Here is a 14906-nt window from a genome sequence, read left to right on the forward strand (position 1 = left end):
TGAACCTTCAGCTTGATGAAGAGGGGACTGCCACCACCGACGATGTACGGTTCACCGTCCACACCGTGGCGTGCTTCGGCCAATGTGCGCTGGCTCCGGTCATTGCCATTGATTCAGTCATCCATTCCCGCGTGACGGAGCAAAAGCTCAGTCAGATGCTGCAATCGCTTCTCGAAGGCAAGGAGGTCTCATGAACAAACTATTGGACAGGCTCCAGCTCGAAGGCGGACAGAGTATGTATCCAAGCAACCCCGGCATCGCAGTAGGGATGGGGACATGCGGGATCGGAAGCGGTGCCGCACAGGTATACGCTGCATTCAAGGAAGAGAAGGAGAAGCGGAATCTGGCAGTAAGCCTGCGCAGTGTAGGCTGCTTCGGCTGCTGCAGCGAAGAGCCTTTGGTCTCGCTCCAGCTTCCAGGCAAACCCTTGGTGTGGTTGTCCAAGGTAGAGGTTTCCGATGTCCCGCTTATTCTCGATGACCTGAAGCAAGGTACCTATTATAAGCCGAAGGCCTTGTGCAGGATCACAGAATGGGATCACCATCTGGCGTTTCACACCTACGGGGAGGGCTTTGAAGAACTTCCTCATTGGCATGAAGTGCCCTTCTTCCATGCACAAAAGAAATTGGTGCTGCGTGATGCCGGCCTCATCGACCCGGCAAACATTGCAGAGTATGTAGCCGTCGGCGGGTATCGATCGTTGGAGAAAGTCCTGGGAGGAATGAGCAGGAGCGAAGTGCTGGCGGAAGTGAAGGACTCCAAGCTTCGAGGACGCGGAGGGGCGGGCTTCCCCACCGCGCTCAAATGGGAGATGATGGCCAAGGAACCCAGCGAGCCGAAGTTCCTCATCTGCAATGCCGATGAAGGCGACCCCGGTGCCTATATGAACCGCAATGAGATGGAAAGCGATCCTCACATGCTTATCGAAGGCATGCTCATCGCAAGCTATGCCACCGGTGCCCAGGAGGGAATCATCTACGTACGCGCCGAATATCCTCTGGCGGTGGAGCGGCTTCGCATCGCCATCGACCAAGCCTATCAAGTGGGGCTTCTGGGTAACAATATCCTGGACCGAAAGTTCAGCTTCAACCTCTCTGTTGTGGAAGGGGCGGGCGCGTTTGTCTGCGGTGAGGAAACAGCCCTGATCGCCTCGCTGGAAGGAAATGCGGGAAGGGCGAGGGTAAAGCCTCCTTTCCCCGCCCAAAAAGGATTTCTGGGTCGTCCGACCACCATCAACAACCTGGAGACATGGTGCAACATACCCCTGATCATCGCCAAGGGAAGCGCCTGGTTTGCCAGGATCGGCAAACCCTCCAGTCCGGGAACCAAGGTGTTCTCCCTGGTGGGAAAGGTAAAGAACACCGGCTTGGTCGAACTGCCGCTCGGCGAAAAGCTTACCACCCTTATCTATGAAGCAGGAGGCGGGCCTGTCAACGCCAACAAGAAGATCAAGGCAGTGCAGAGCGGCGGTCCCTCCGGTGGATGCATCCCCGCACGACTGTTCAACAGCACCATCGATTATGAGAGTCTGGGGGCGCTGGGAGCCATCATGGGATCGGGGGGGATGGTGGTCATGGACAGCGACAACTGTATGGTCGACTCCGCCCGGTATTTCTTGGAATTTACGACCAAGGAGTCCTGCGGAACCTGCACCCCCTGCAGGGAGGGCCTGAGCCAGGCCCTTGGTCTGGTATCGGGGATTTGTGAAGGGAAGGGCAAGGAGGAGGACCTGGAGACACTCAAGGAGCTGGGCCTGCACATCAGCGACACCTCCCTCTGCGGCCTGGGTCAATCGGCGATGAACCCAGTCATCACCACCCTCAACTATTTTCCCGAGGAGTATGAGAGCCATATCAAACGAGGCAAGTGTGAGGCTGGAACCTGTGAAGCCCTGGTGGGGGAGCTTTGCTCCAACTCCTGTCCGCTTGCCATGCGAATCCCCTCATACATCGCACTCTTGAAGGAAGATCGTCTGGTTGAGGCCTTTACCTCCACCTTGGAGGACAATCCCCTGCCGGGCACCTTGGGCCGCATCTGTCACTTCCACTGCCAGATGCGCTGCAGGCGTGACGACTTGGACGGGCCTGTGCATCAGGGAGAGCTGCATCGCTACCTTGCCGATACCCTCTACAAGATGGGCCAGGAGCAGGATGTGTATCAGGCGCTTCTGGACAGAATGCCCACTCAGACCAAGAAACGCATATCGATAGTAGGGGCGGGACCCGCCGGACTGTCTGCGGCCTTCTACCTCAGGAGGCTGGGCCATGAGGTGACTGTCTACGACGAGCACCAGAAGGCTGGAGGCGTGTTGCGCTACGGTATTCCCAACTACCGACTGCCCAAGGAGGTGTTGGAGAAGGAACTTGAACTTTTCTCTACCCTCGGCGTCAACTTCGCCTTGGGCAAAGCCCTCGGTCGTGATGTACAGCTGGCCGCACTGCAAGCCGATAGTGATGCAGTGATTCTCGCCTTGGGCTCCTATCACCATGCAACACTGGATCTACAAGGAAGTGAAGGACCGGGGTACCTGCAGGGTACCGAGGTTCTCAGGCTCCTCAGTGAAGGACAAGAAGCCGATGTGGGAAGCCGGGTGGTGATTCTTGGAGGCGGCAATGTCGCCATCGATGTTGCCCGTTCTCTATGGAGATTGGGTTGCCAGGTAACCATAGCCTACCGTCGCGGAAGGGATGAGATGCCTGCCAACCGCAGTGAGATCGAGGAAGCGTTTGCGGAAGGCATTAATTTTGTGTTCGACGTAGCCCCCTCGCAGGTTCTGCGTGATGCAAAGGGCCGGATACAAGGTCTTGAACTGAATCAGCTTCAGCTGGGTCCGTATGACCTCAGTGGAAGAAGACAGCGGACGGAGAGTGCACAGAAAAGCGTTCTTGGCTGTGATACGGTAATCGTAGCCATAGGAGAGCGTGTCGATACCCCGTTGCTGACAAGGCTGGGACTTGCCGTTTCCAAGTATGGATACCTTGAGGCGACACACTACGGCTACAAGACGAACCTTGAGAACGTCTGGGCGATCGGGGATGTCATCACCGGGCCCTCGACAGCCGCCCAGGCCATGGGGCAAGGCAAGGAAGTAGCACGCATCATCGACCAAAAGTTGATGGGCATCGACCGCTTTGCAACACTTTTCACCACGTTCAGCTACGATAATACGGTGGGGAAAACGCTCTATGAGGGGAAGGCCATCAATGCGGTGAAACTTTCACCCAAGGATCGCCGGCTCTCGTTTGCCGAGGTGAATCGTGGGTATACCGGCCGACAAGCCCGCATGGAAGCCGCACGGTGTCTGCGCTGCGATATCAAAATTCAGGAGGTGAGCAATGGATGAGCAGATGATCAGCTGTACCATCGATGGGAAAACCGTCACCGTGGAAAGAGGAATCCGCATTCTCGATGCCTGCGAGCGTGCCGGCATCAAGATTCCAACGCTCTGTTACCTCAAGGATGTGAACTCTCACGGCTCCTGCGGCGTGTGCATGGTGGAGGTGGAGGGCGCCAAACGCTTGATTCGCTCTTGCATGCATACCGTTATGCCGGGCATGGTGATCCATACCCATACCCAACGGGTCCTGCATGCCAGAAAGCTCAATCTTGAATTGGTGTTGGCCAATCATCCGCTTCTCTGTACCTCCTGTGAACGCAATCTCAATTGTGAACTGCAGGCACTGAGCCAGCAGCTGGGCGTCCGTACAAGCCGGTTTCCTCGGACCAAGAAAAAATTCGAGGGGGTTGACGTCACCTCTGCATCCCTCATCCGCGATCCCAATGCCTGCATACTCTGCAATCGCTGTGTACAGGTGTGTGCCACGATGCAGTCGGTCTCTGCCATCCAGATGGTGGGACGCGGACTGAAGACGAAGGTTGCAACCTTCTACGACGAAGGATTGGGCAATTCAGTCTGCACCAATTGCGGACAGTGCTCGCTTGTCTGCCCGACCGCAGCCATTACAGAGAAAAGCCACGTCCAGCAGGTCTTTGATGCACTTGAAGACCCATCGTTGGTGGTTTTGGTGCAAACCGCACCCGCCATAAGGGTAGGGCTCGGAGAGGCGATGGGCCTGGGAGAGGGAAGCCTGGTGACCGGCCAAATGGTCAGTTCCCTCAGGGCCTTGGGATTCGACAAGGTGTTCGACACCCAGTTTACAGCCGACTTGACCATTATGGAGGAAGCCTACGAGCTGATTCATCGACTCACCCATCAGGGGCAGCTTCCCATGATAACCAGCTGCTCGCCGGGGTGGATCAAGTTCATCGAAACATTCTACCCCGAGCAGGTAGGTCATCTCTCCTCCTGCAAGTCACCCCAGCAGATGTTCGGAGCCATCGCCAAGACTTTTTATGCCGAGCAGGCAAACCTCGATCCCAGAAAGATACGGGTGGTTTCGATCATGCCCTGTACGGCAAAAAAGTTTGAAGCCGGTCGCAGCGAAATGGACAGCTCCTTTGTGTATTGGAAGGAACGACTCAATCTATCGGAGGAAGAACGCTTCTGTGATGTTGATTGGGCCCTCACCACCCGGGAGCTGGCCAAGATGCTCAAGCAGGCAGGCATAGACTTTGCCGGTTTGGAAGCGTCAGAGTTTGACGATCCCTTGGGAGCTTCCACGGGAGGTGCGGTTATTTTCGCCTCTTCAGGAGGGGTGATGGAAGCCGCCTTGCGGACAGCTGTGGAGAAGTTGACCGGAAATGTACTAAAAGAGGTCGAGTTCGCCCAGCTTCGTGAGCGGAAGGGAATCCGTGAAGCCGCCCTCAAGCTCGGCGAGAGCACGATCAAGGTGGCGGTGGCCAACACCTTGTCCAACGCCAGGGTTCTGCTCGACCAGATCAAGGCCGGTACCAGCCCGTATACCTTCATCGAGGTGATGACCTGCCCCGACGGCTGTCTTGGCGGCGGGGGCCAGCCCATTCCAACCACCGCCGATATCCGCCTCAAGCGGGCGCAATCAATTTATGAGGAGGACCGCAACAAGCCGATTCGAAAGTCCCATGAGAACCCGGCAATCCAAGACTTGTATGCCCGTTTCCTGGACCAGCCGTTGTCGCCGATGAGCCACCACCTGCTGCATACAACTTACACCAAGCGGGTGGTGTATCCGCTTGATTGACTTGTGGGAAGGTGCTTGAGAAGAAAGAGTAGATAGAGTACGGAAATGCCGATGATCCACAGCAGCAGAAGCGCTTCTCTGCTGCTGTGCTGTACGGTTATGGTTCCACCGATATTGAAGAGAATGTGAAACAGGATGCCGGGGATGAGGTTCCGGGTCTCCACAACCAGAAGGGCCAGGACCAGGCCGATGGCGATGGCCCCGGTTATTTGGGCGACAAGCTCGAGTGCTTCGTATCCGCGAAAGATGTTTACGATGTGGCCGAGGCCGAAGGTGATGCCGCTGATGATCACAGCCCGCCGCCTGCCTTTGTCCTGTTCAATGGCCTCAAGCAAATACCCACGGAACAACAGTTCTTCCAGATACCCGACGTTTGCCATCAGCAGTACGGCTATCAGGATGTCTCTAAAACTAAGGGAGGATTCGACTCCTCCAAGGTAGGCAATGACGACCAAGGCTCCTAGCGGCAGATAATACAAGACTGTTTTTGCTTCGCTTTTGGAAAAGATGTCAAAACCCATAGGTATTCTGGTTTTCGAATAGAAATAGAGTACTACTGACAAGACGGTCAGCAGAAGGCTGGTAGAGAGGTTGGGAATGCCTCCCATGGCGTCTCCGATGTTGACGATGATGATGTACAGGGCAATCCACACGAGGGCATGTGCGACGGGTTTTGTTTCCAAACTGCGATTCATAGGTGACTCCTTTTGGTAAAGCAAGGCGACGGGATGCATGAAGGTTTTTATATAGCATACGATATATAACAAGCGTAATGCATTGTATGAATCAGCAGTCGGAAGGTCAATACACAAGGAGGAAAAGCCGTCCAAATTTTTCACTTTGCCGATTGGGATGCTCCTGTGCATATGGTATACTCAGGATTCTGGAGGCAGTATGAGAATTCTGGCATGTGCAGACATCCATATGGGCAGAAAGCCTGTATTGGCGCAATCGGGTCATAGCAGTTGGGATGCCATCATAGAGAAAGCCCTCAGTCTTGCAGTAGATGTGGTTGTACTGGTCGGTGATGTGGTGGAACAGGAAAAAGCCTGGCTTTCGGTGTACGGCCCCTTGCTCAAAGGATTGCAGACGCTCAAGGAAGCGGGTATCAGGGTCATCGGCGTGGGGGGCAATCATGACTGGAATATCTTTCCCCGCCTGGTGCAGGACAGCGATGCCATCACGATCCTCGGCCTCGGCGGCAAATGGGAGAGCCTGGACATCGGGTGTGTCCGATTTCTTGGCTGGTCGTTTCGCTCGAGCCACGAAGAAACCAATCCTCTGAAAGAGTTCCCAAGCGACCTGCCCAATCCCTCACTCATAAACCTGGGCTTGCTGCATGCCGACTACGGCACCGCGCTCTCTGCCTATGCGCCGGTACAGGAACAAGACCTGCTTCATAGCGGCGTAGACCTCTGGATGCTTGGGCACATCCACAAGAAAGGCAGGGTCGGAGCAGCCAAGGCATACTACTGCGGCTCCCCGTACGCCCTCGATGTGAATGAGATGGGTGAGCATGGCCTCTATCTCTTGGAAACGGAAGAAGACCTGCACTTCAAAGAGCCGCTCTTCATTCCTCTCTGCCCGTATCGGTATGAGACGTGTTGCATAGACGTCAGCGGCATCGCGGATGCCGATGGAATACAGAAACAACTTACCAAGAGCATCCGCCAGTGTATACAGGAGCTCAAGTATGAAGGGACACTCTTTGTGAAGGCTGTCTTCACCGGCACACTCGCTCTTTCTCTCAACCTTGACCAGATCATGCAAAAGGTGGGGGACGACGATGTCTTCTTCATAGAAGAACAAGGTGTTGTCGCCTACCTGCTCGATCGCTATGAGGACCAAACCGAGCTTGCAATCGACTTGCAACAGCTGTCGATGGGTAGCGGGCCCGATGCCCTGCTTGCCAGAAAATTGCTCGATCCGATTCAGTTGGACCGATTGGCGAGGCAGTACCTAAGCCTCAACGAAGAGAGCTGTAACAGCTCGGCGTACAGCAGGCTGGACAGCTCGAGCCTGAGTTTGGAAGAAGCTGCAAACCTGGCCAGGCAAGCCGGCATGCGGCTGTTGCAAGCGATGGTTGTGCAAAAAGAAGGAGAACGATAATGGGGAAACAGCATCAGTTCACTTCGTTCTCGCTCTTTCATGCACCCGGCTTTCCCAGCCATACCTTCCCGGATTTGCTCTCCCTCCACAGCGGCCTGAATGTCGTCCATGGACCAAACGGAGTAGGCAAGACCACAATGGTTCGGACCATGCGTTGCTTGTTGTTCGCATCCGACTGCCCGAAAAACCTGGAAGCAGAGGCTCATTTGGACTCGGGAGGGCAGAAGTGGCATCTGAGCCTGTCACAGGGCAAGCTCGTACAGAAGCGCCTCGATACCGGTGAAGAGACCCGCCTGCCGGGACGAAACGATGAGTATGCGGATGCCTACTGGTTCCCGTTGCACGAGCTTTTGGAAGCTGAAGGCTCGCAGAGTGTATTTCTCCAAGCCATCCAACGAGAGATGCAAGGCGGGATCGACCTTCAGCTTGCACTGCGGCAAGCCAAAGGCATTGCAGCGTTTTCCAACAAAAGAATTGCGCTTGCCAAAAGTGTTGCTGATGCGTATAAAGCTTATGATGAGATTCGAACGGAGTTGCAGGCCAACGTCTCGCTGAAGACCGACATCACCCATCTTGAGAGTGAGCTGTCTCGTCAGCCTGCCATGCAACAAACCTCTGTTCGATTGAAATTGGTGCAAGCATATCTTGAGACGCTTGATGCGAGACGGGCTCTGCTTGCTGACTTGCAGGGGTATGACGGCAGGCTTGCCCTGCTGAATGAGCATACGCTCAAGGATGCCCAAGCATTGCAGGCAGCCTTGGACCAAGCCGATGAAGCGGTGAGACAGCGGCTGGCCGCCATCCAGGTCGACCAAGCGGCTTTGGACAACCTCAATCTCGATCCCGAATTCCTGGATAACCCCAACTTTATACAGGTCGTTACCGCCCGGATCGATGCAATCAAGGAATTTGAAAGCCAGGTACGCTCCCAAGAAAAGGAACTGCAGAGTGCCAAGACTGCTTTGAAGGTGTGCGAAGAGCAACTGTCCTGGCTGGTGAGCCAGGTCCCGGACCAAGGCAATCTGGAACGTATGGTGGCAAAGCTGGCCAAGCTTGCTCATAGTTGCGAACCGCTTCGTTGCAATCTTGCAGCATCAGAAACCCATGTCCGGCAACTGGGGGAAATGGTCGATGTCGATCTGCAGGAGAAAGAGAAGCTTGAAGCTTTGAAAACAACGCTGCTTCTTTGCATCGAGACGCTTGGCAACGTGAACTCCATGCCGAAAACCAAGCCTCACTCCGGCAAAGTACTGCTTCTTGGAACAATCGCACTCTCATTTTTTGGATCGCTGCTATCCATTGCCTTTTCTCCGGTGTTCGGTTTGCTCGGAACCTTGGCTGTCGCCCTATTCGGGCTGCTCTTTTTAAGGCACAAACCCAATGAAGAGTACCAGTCCCTTCAAGCTTTGCTGGCTTCCTATCAAGCCCGGCTGGAAAAGCAGCTGGGCTCATTCACTCTTGACTTTTTCGATATAGCGGGTATTGCGAGCCTGCTTCGGAACGTTCTTGCAAGGATGGCCGAACTGGAGCGCATGGAAGGGGAGAATGAGAGGCGAAGAAAGGCCAAACAAACCTATGAGCAGGCCAAAGCCGCATATGAGGTGTGGCTTGACGAATGGGAGGAAGCAAGCAGGACGCTCAACCTTACCGAGGAGCCGAATCTGCAAGGATCCCAGTTCTTTCATCTGTCTCCTCTCCTCAAGGATTGGGTGCACGCAGTCAGTGCCCATGATCAGGCTGCTGCACATGAGCAGCAGGCAAGGGGCCGGCTCCAAGCTGCGGCCTCCGATTTGGCACAGCTGTGCAGGTTGCAGGAGACCGAGGTTGTCGATATCATAGCCGGGGCGCAACAGCTGATACAAACCATCCAAAGTGCATCCAAGCTTCATGACCGCTTGAAAAGCCAAAAGGAGCTGCTTGCACAGGAAGAACAGAGACAGGGCAGATCTGCATCGGATTTGCAGCAGCTGTTTGAACGACTCCGGCTTACCGTCGGAGACTTGCAGAGTCTTGAGAACCTGCAGAGCCAGTATGAAAAGTATCGCGAGCTTGAAGATCAAAAGCGTGTGTATGAGCAATCACTGAATGCATATCAGCCGGAAATAGTTGAGTTTGCTGCAAGCACCACACTGCACGAAGTCTCTGGTATGCTCGCCGATACTCAGGCCGAGCTTGTGCATCTGGAGGATCTGCGTGAAGAATACGGGAGAAAGCGGGAGCGGTATGATTCATTGTGCTCCGATACCAAGTTGGAGGAAGCCCTGCTCAAGTACGAGCAGGCCAAGGAGGCCTTGGAGGCCCAACGAAGAGAGGAAGTGCACCAGCGCATGGTGTACACCCTCTGTGAGGAGGTGAAGCAAGAGTCGGAATCGAAGCATGTGCCGCAGGTGGTCCGCCGTGCAAGTTCATGGTTGCTGCGCATCACGGCAAACCGGTTCTCACTGGCCATGGGCAAGGGAACCTTCACTGCCTTGGACACTGCATTGGGCCGAAGTTTCTCCCTGACGGAGCTCTCAAGCGGTACCCGGGTCCAACTGCTCTTTGCGGTGAGAATGGCTTTCCTGGAGATGCTGGAAAGCGGGGGTGAGTATCATTTCCCCGTCTTCTTTGACGAACTGATGGCCAACAGCGACGACCAGAGGTCTTTGGCGATCGCAGAGGCCATTGTTGAGATTTCCAAGGACCGGCAGGTCTTCTATTGCACCGCACAACTGGATGAGGTGACCAAGCTCAAGGATGTGGCAAAGGGGGAGTTGCAGGTGATCGGGTTGGAGGACGAGAAGCGCAGCTACCGTATCCAGCAAAGTCCCTTCTCCGCGGTGAAGGTGGAGGTAATGCCACTCATCGAACCGCTTGCAGATTATCAGGAGTATGGCAGGGCTCTGGGGATTTCAGCACCCCTCTTGCATGATCCGATCGGAAGTCTCAGCAGTTGGTACCTGTGCAGCGACAGCCAAGAGTTGCATCACCTCTTGGAACGGGGTTTTTCCCTTGCCGGTCAAGCGGCCCGGGTGGGGGAGCCGTATCAGGATCGCTTTTCCTTGATGGCCCAAGCCCAGGCATTGGCGAGAACCGGCAGGCCGAAGGTCCTTACTGTATACGATGTTTCGGACGAAGCCTTGAAACTGAATCGCAGTGCTGCTTACTACGAGAGCCTGCAGGTCTTCCTGCAGGAAGAACGCAGGACAGGAAACGATGTGCTTGCTGCCATCGACGCAAGGGTGGTCAAAGGTTTCAGGGATGCTGCGAGGGATGCTCTTGCCGCCTACTTGTTCGAAAAGGGTTTCGCCACCGATGAGGCTTCCTATCCGATTGCTCAGATTCTGAGCAGACTCTGTCTCTCCAATCCCGAGCTGCGTGTGGACAGTGAAAACTACCGGCTTGTACAAAGGTACCTGTTGAGTCTGGATATCGAGAATTAAGGTTCCTTTTTCCTTGCCTTTGGCGTATACTACGCCCCATGTATCAATCCACCATCCGCGCCTGTTATTTGGGCAACTTCATCGGGGCTTTGACCTGCAACCTTGCCCCGCTTTTGTATGTGACGTTCATGCATGAGTTCGGTATCACCTTCGAGCAGGCTGGAAGGTTGACGTTGCTCAACTTTTTCACCCAGATAGTGACCGACTTGGCTTTCAGCCGCCCGGTGGACAAATGGGGGGTGAGGCCCTTCATCATCCTGGGCCACTTCCTGGCTTTTATCGGATTCGTTTTGTTGGCGTCCGCCCCAAAACTATTTCCAGCAAACCCTTACGTCGGCTTGATGGTTGCAACGGTCATCTACTCAATCGGCGGCGGCTTGTTCGAACTCCTCCTCAGTGCAATCGTCCAGGCCATCCCCAATGACTCGAAGGAGAAGGCCATGAGCCTGCTGCACTCCTTCTATGCATGGGGCTTCATCGTCGTCGTTGTCGGGACCACCTTGATGATCAAGGTGCTGGGACGCAGCAACTGGCCGATTCTGGTGCTTATCTGGTCGGTCTTCCCGCTGATCAACTTCTTCAACTTCCTCCGTGTTCCCCTCGCTCCCGCAATCAGTGAGGAAAAGCGTACGAAAATTCGGGAACTGCTCAGCTCGCGTTATTTTCTGTTCGTGATATTGGGAATTGCCGTAGGCGGTGCTACCGAGGTCTCCATGTCGCAGTGGACCAGTGCGTTTGTGGAAGCCTCCTTGGGGCTGCCCAAGGAAGTCGGCGATCTTTTGGGGCTCTGCTTGTTCGCCCTCCTCTTGGGCTCCATCCGTGCTGTCTATGGATCGTGGGGCGACAAATTTCCTCTCTATAAAGCCATGCTTTTCGGCAGTGTGCTCTGCATTGCCTGTTACTTGATTGCCGCATTCAGTCCGTTGCCCGTCATCAGTCTTGTCGCTTGCATTTTTGCAGGGCTCGGCAGCGGTCTCTTGTGGCCGGGTTCGGTCGTCAATGGTGCCAATCGCTTTCCCTATGCAGGCTCTTCTCTCTTTGCATTTCTTGCCGCCGGAGGTGATGCAGGGGCTGCTTTCGGTCCCTGGCTCATAGGCCTGACTGCAGATGTGGCCCCTTCGTTGGTGAAAGTGGCTCCGTGGCTCAAGCATTTGACTTTGGAGGAATCGGCGCTCAGAAGCGGCATGCTCATCGGATCCATCTTCCCCATCCTGATGGTGATTTTCCTTACGAGGATGAAGAAACAGGAGGCAAGGTAGCCCGGTTCTTTACCAAGGCCAACATCTCATCGGCTGACCGGAGCCTGCGGCTGATGTCCCTGGCAAGGTTGAGTATGAGCATGGTGTAGGTCTTCAGGTTTGCCTGGGAAATCTTGTACATGTCCTTGTTTGACAGGGTGATGATTTTGGTTTCCGTCAGGCTGACAACCGAAGCGGCGCAGCTTTGGATGTCGATGAGTTCCATTTCTCCAAACGAGTCTCCCTTATGCAGGGTGGTGATGATTCTGCTCTGCTTTTTGTTTGACTCTGATTGTCGGACGATGGCAACCTCTCCTTCGACGATGAAGTGCACGCTGTTGTTGCTCTGACCCTGTTGAAGGATTGTTGTGTTCTGAGGATAGGTATGCTCTTGTAAATAACTCTTGATCAACAAGAGTTCCTCGTCAGAAAGCCCCCCGAACATGCTGTGTTTGCAGAGAAATTCATTCTCTAATGTGCATTCGCTCATGCCTTATCGTACAGGCGTTGAATTGCATACGCAAGTTTTTTGCCCTCAATTCGTCAATAAAAAGCAAACAAAGGGAGAGCGAGTCAGCCTTTATAGCTTCGTGTACATGTTTTTCATTGGACGTATCGAAAATGGCGGGATACAGTACTCACAGAGTTCTGGCAAATTTACTGATACTGCTGTAGGAGGTCCACCCTGCTTATCTATTCAGTGCAAAACAGCGTACTCGGCATGTCGATCCTGTTGGTTCTCTTATATTTCTTCCTCAAGCAACACGGCAAGCTGGAGCAAGCGGACCGTATGTTTCTCGCCCTTTGGGCAAGCAATTTTGCTTTGCTGGCATTGGAGCTTTGTGTGGATATTTTGGGTATCTACCATCCACGTGCAGAGCTTGCCCCGCTTCTAACCTTGCTTACCTCCCTTTTCTATACCTTGAATGCAGCCCCCGGTGTTTTCTACTTTCTTTTCATCCAGTATATGATTGGAAACCGTGTCAGCAAGCGATTTGTTCTGTTGCTTTTACTGCCTTGCCTGTTCCTGGCAATACTGTCTTTTGCAAGTGCTTGGACTGGCTGGGTTTTTGTCATTGATGACTTGTCACGATACAGCAGGGGGCCGTACTTCTTTCTCACGGTTATCAACAACTATTTGTATCTGCTTTTCGGGCCGGTGTATCTGTTGCACCATCACGACCAACTGCAGAGAAAAATCTACAGTACGCTGTTGGTGTTTCCCTTTCCTGTCGCCATTGCAGGTCTTTTGCAGATACTGTTTTATGGCGTCGAGGTGCTGTGGATCAGTCTCACCATTTCTCTGTTGATTCTCTTCTTCAACGTGGAATCGAATCAGGTCAACCGCGATTATCTGACCGGGTTGTTCAACCGTAGATATTTTCAGAGAATGGCTGATCTTGCCTTCGCCAGAAAAAAGCCTGGAAAAACCCAGTGGGCTTGCCTTTTGGATATCAATGGTTTCAAAGTTATCAATGACACCTATGGTCATGCAAAAGGCGATGCAGCGTTGATTCAATTCGCCCGTTTTCTGGAACAAGTGGTTCCAAAGCATACAATCGTCAGTCGGTATGGGGGCGATGAATTCGCCCTTCTGACCTCGGCTCTGACAGAGAGGGAAGTGCTGCAAATTCTTGCGCGCCTTGAGCAAAAGCTTACCGAATTCAATGCATCGGGACGGATAGCCGATGCCATCACCGTAAGTGTAGGGTGTGCTCCTTTGCTGATGGAAGATTACGAGAATCTCGACGCCTTCCTGCAACAGTTGGACTTAGGCATGTATACGGCAAAGCAGGAGAGCAAAAAACTAGACACTGATGGGCGTTCTGTAGTCTTCCATTTCTGTAAATAACAAACATCTTGATAGAGTTATGATTTTCATGGCAAATTTTAGCTCCATCAGTTGCCGTTTTTTTCCTGTATGAGTATTGTTTACATGTTTACAACAATAAGGATTTACGTATGTCTAAAAAAGCACTGATACTTGCAGCCTTATCGTTTCTGCTTCTTTTCTCCCTCTCTGCATTGCCTGCCATTTCCTTGGAAGAAGCCTTGCAATTAGGGCGAACCAACAATCTCTCGCTTACCAGCACCGCCTTGGATGTCAATACGGCAAAGCGCGATGTCGATACCTCCTGGAATTTGTTTATCCCAACACTATCACTCACCCTCTCCAATGCAGGAGGTGGGCCGGTGTTCAATGCGGCTACTACTTCTTTTACCAACCCTTTGACTGGCCTGACTGTTGATAATCCAATGGTGTATGCAAATCGGGGACTCAGTGTAAGTTTTGATGTCTCCCTCACCCTTAACCCTGCAGTTAAAAGTCAGATGGACTCGTACCAGATCGCCTATCAGATCCAACAGGTGACCTACGAGCAGGCAAAGGCCGAGGTGGAGAGGACCATTACCAAACTGTTCTACTATTTGTTGATGGAAGAGCAGAACATCAATGTACAGCAGGCCAATCTTGAACTTGCCCAGAAGCAGTATGAAGAGGTGAAACTCAAGTATGAGCAGGGATTTGCCTCGGAGCTAGAGGTGCTTTCCAGTCAGTTGGCAGCCGAACGGCTCAAGCCCTCGCTGCAGCAGGCAAAGAATGCGTATGCATCGAACCTTCTTACATTGAAAGCAATGCTTGGTATGGATTTGGACCAGGAGTTGACCGTAGAGGGTGAGATTCCCTCCATGGTCAAGGAACTTGAAGTCCAACAGCTTGCTGAGTACCTGCAGAAAAGCTACTCCATTGCTCTGCTGGATTTGAACATGGCTCAGCTCAGAACCACCAAGGAGCTGAACAGCAAACAGGCTTTACTTCCCTCCTTGTCTGTAGGAGGCTCTTATGACCTCTCGTTCTGGAGTGATCAGTATCTGAATGACTTCAGCGATTCAGCCAAGTATTCAATAGGTGTGCGCATCCCCCTCGATGGACTGCTCCCCAACTCCCGAACCAAGGTCGGTCTTGCCAAGTTGGATGACTCGCTGCAGAAGTTGGCCCTCCAGCGTCAACAGGCGGT

10 protein-coding genes are annotated in these 14906 nt (G+C 53.5%); 8 read left to right on the forward strand and 2 right to left on the reverse strand.

Annotated elements, in window-relative coordinates; genetic code table 11:
• From B3K89_RS04795 to B3K89_RS04805, 3 genes are all read left to right on the forward strand, one after another.
• A partial coding sequence (locus B3K89_RS04795; protein WP_293893715.1) for an NAD(P)H-dependent oxidoreductase subunit E occupies positions 1–194 on the forward strand: 194 nt, incomplete at its 5' end.
• Positions 191–3343, forward strand: a complete 3153-nt coding sequence (locus B3K89_RS04800; RefSeq protein WP_293893712.1) for an FAD-dependent oxidoreductase — start codon at positions 191–193, stop codon at positions 3341–3343. The genes B3K89_RS04795 and B3K89_RS04800, both read left to right, overlap by 4 nt.
• Complete coding sequence (locus tag B3K89_RS04805; protein WP_293893709.1) at positions 3336–5120, forward strand: NADH-dependent [FeFe] hydrogenase, group A6; 1785 nt, start codon at positions 3336–3338, stop codon at positions 5118–5120. Before B3K89_RS04800 ends, B3K89_RS04805 begins: the two co-directional genes overlap by 8 nt.
• On the opposite strand, the gene B3K89_RS04810 is transcribed toward B3K89_RS04805, so the two are convergent.
• The gene (locus tag B3K89_RS04810) at positions 5087–5815 is read right to left on the reverse strand and encodes a CPBP family intramembrane glutamic endopeptidase (RefSeq protein WP_345907142.1); all 729 of its coding nucleotides are present in this window, start codon (positions 5813–5815) and stop codon (positions 5087–5089) included. The genes B3K89_RS04805 and B3K89_RS04810 overlap by 34 nt on opposite strands.
• Positions 5816–6014: 199 nt before the next feature.
• On the opposite strand from B3K89_RS04810, the gene B3K89_RS04815 reads away from it, so the two are divergent.
• From B3K89_RS04815 to B3K89_RS04825, 3 genes are read left to right on the forward strand one after another with little or no spacing between them, the layout of a single operon-like run.
• Complete coding sequence (locus B3K89_RS04815; RefSeq protein WP_293895489.1) at positions 6015–7229, forward strand: metallophosphoesterase family protein; 1215 nt, start codon at positions 6015–6017, stop codon at positions 7227–7229.
• On the forward strand, positions 7229–10651 hold the full coding sequence (locus tag B3K89_RS04820) for a hypothetical protein (protein ID WP_345907143.1): 3423 nt from the start codon (positions 7229–7231) through the stop codon (positions 10649–10651). Before B3K89_RS04815 ends, B3K89_RS04820 begins: the two co-directional genes overlap by 1 nt.
• A gap of 38 nt (positions 10652–10689) precedes the next feature.
• On the forward strand, positions 10690–11910 hold the full coding sequence (locus B3K89_RS04825) for an MFS transporter (protein ID WP_293895494.1): 1221 nt from the start codon (positions 10690–10692) through the stop codon (positions 11908–11910).
• Here B3K89_RS04825 and B3K89_RS04830 read toward each other — a convergent pair.
• Complete coding sequence (locus tag B3K89_RS04830; RefSeq protein ID WP_293895497.1) at positions 11879–12379, reverse strand: cyclic nucleotide-binding domain-containing protein; 501 nt, start codon at positions 12377–12379, stop codon at positions 11879–11881. The genes B3K89_RS04825 and B3K89_RS04830 overlap by 32 nt on opposite strands.
• 210 nt (positions 12380–12589) lie before the next feature.
• Between B3K89_RS04830 and B3K89_RS04835 the strand changes: the two genes are divergently transcribed.
• Complete coding sequence (locus tag B3K89_RS04835; protein WP_293909949.1) at positions 12590–13741, forward strand: GGDEF domain-containing protein; 1152 nt, start codon at positions 12590–12592, stop codon at positions 13739–13741.
• 110 nt (positions 13742–13851) lie between these two features.
• On the forward strand, positions 13852–14906 hold a 1055-nt coding region (locus B3K89_RS04840; protein WP_345907144.1), incomplete at its 3' end, for a TolC family protein.

This window comes from Sphaerochaeta sp. UBA5849, assembly GCA_002432715.1.
Taxonomy (GTDB): Bacteria; Spirochaetota; Spirochaetia; order Sphaerochaetales; family Sphaerochaetaceae; genus Sphaerochaeta.

Excerpts from the sequence above, each read along its gene's own strand:
- B3K89_RS04805 (WP_293893709.1), top strand. The coding sequence starts at position 3,336 with ATGGATGAGCAGATGATCAGCTGTACCATCGATGGGAAAACCGTCACC.
- B3K89_RS04830 (WP_293895497.1), bottom strand. The coding sequence starts at position 12,379 with ATGAGCGAATGCACATTAGAGAATGAATTTCTCTGCAAACACAGCATG.
- B3K89_RS04800 (WP_293893712.1), top strand. The coding sequence starts at position 191 with ATGAACAAACTATTGGACAGGCTCCAGCTCGAAGGCGGACAGAGTATG.
- B3K89_RS04820 (WP_345907143.1), top strand. The coding sequence starts at position 7,229 with ATGGGGAAACAGCATCAGTTCACTTCGTTCTCGCTCTTTCATGCACCC.
- B3K89_RS04825 (WP_293895494.1), top strand. The coding sequence starts at position 10,690 with ATGTATCAATCCACCATCCGCGCCTGTTATTTGGGCAACTTCATCGGG.
- B3K89_RS04815 (WP_293895489.1), top strand. The coding sequence starts at position 6,015 with ATGAGAATTCTGGCATGTGCAGACATCCATATGGGCAGAAAGCCTGTA.
- B3K89_RS04810 (WP_345907142.1), bottom strand. The coding sequence starts at position 5,815 with ATGAATCGCAGTTTGGAAACAAAACCCGTCGCACATGCCCTCGTGTGG.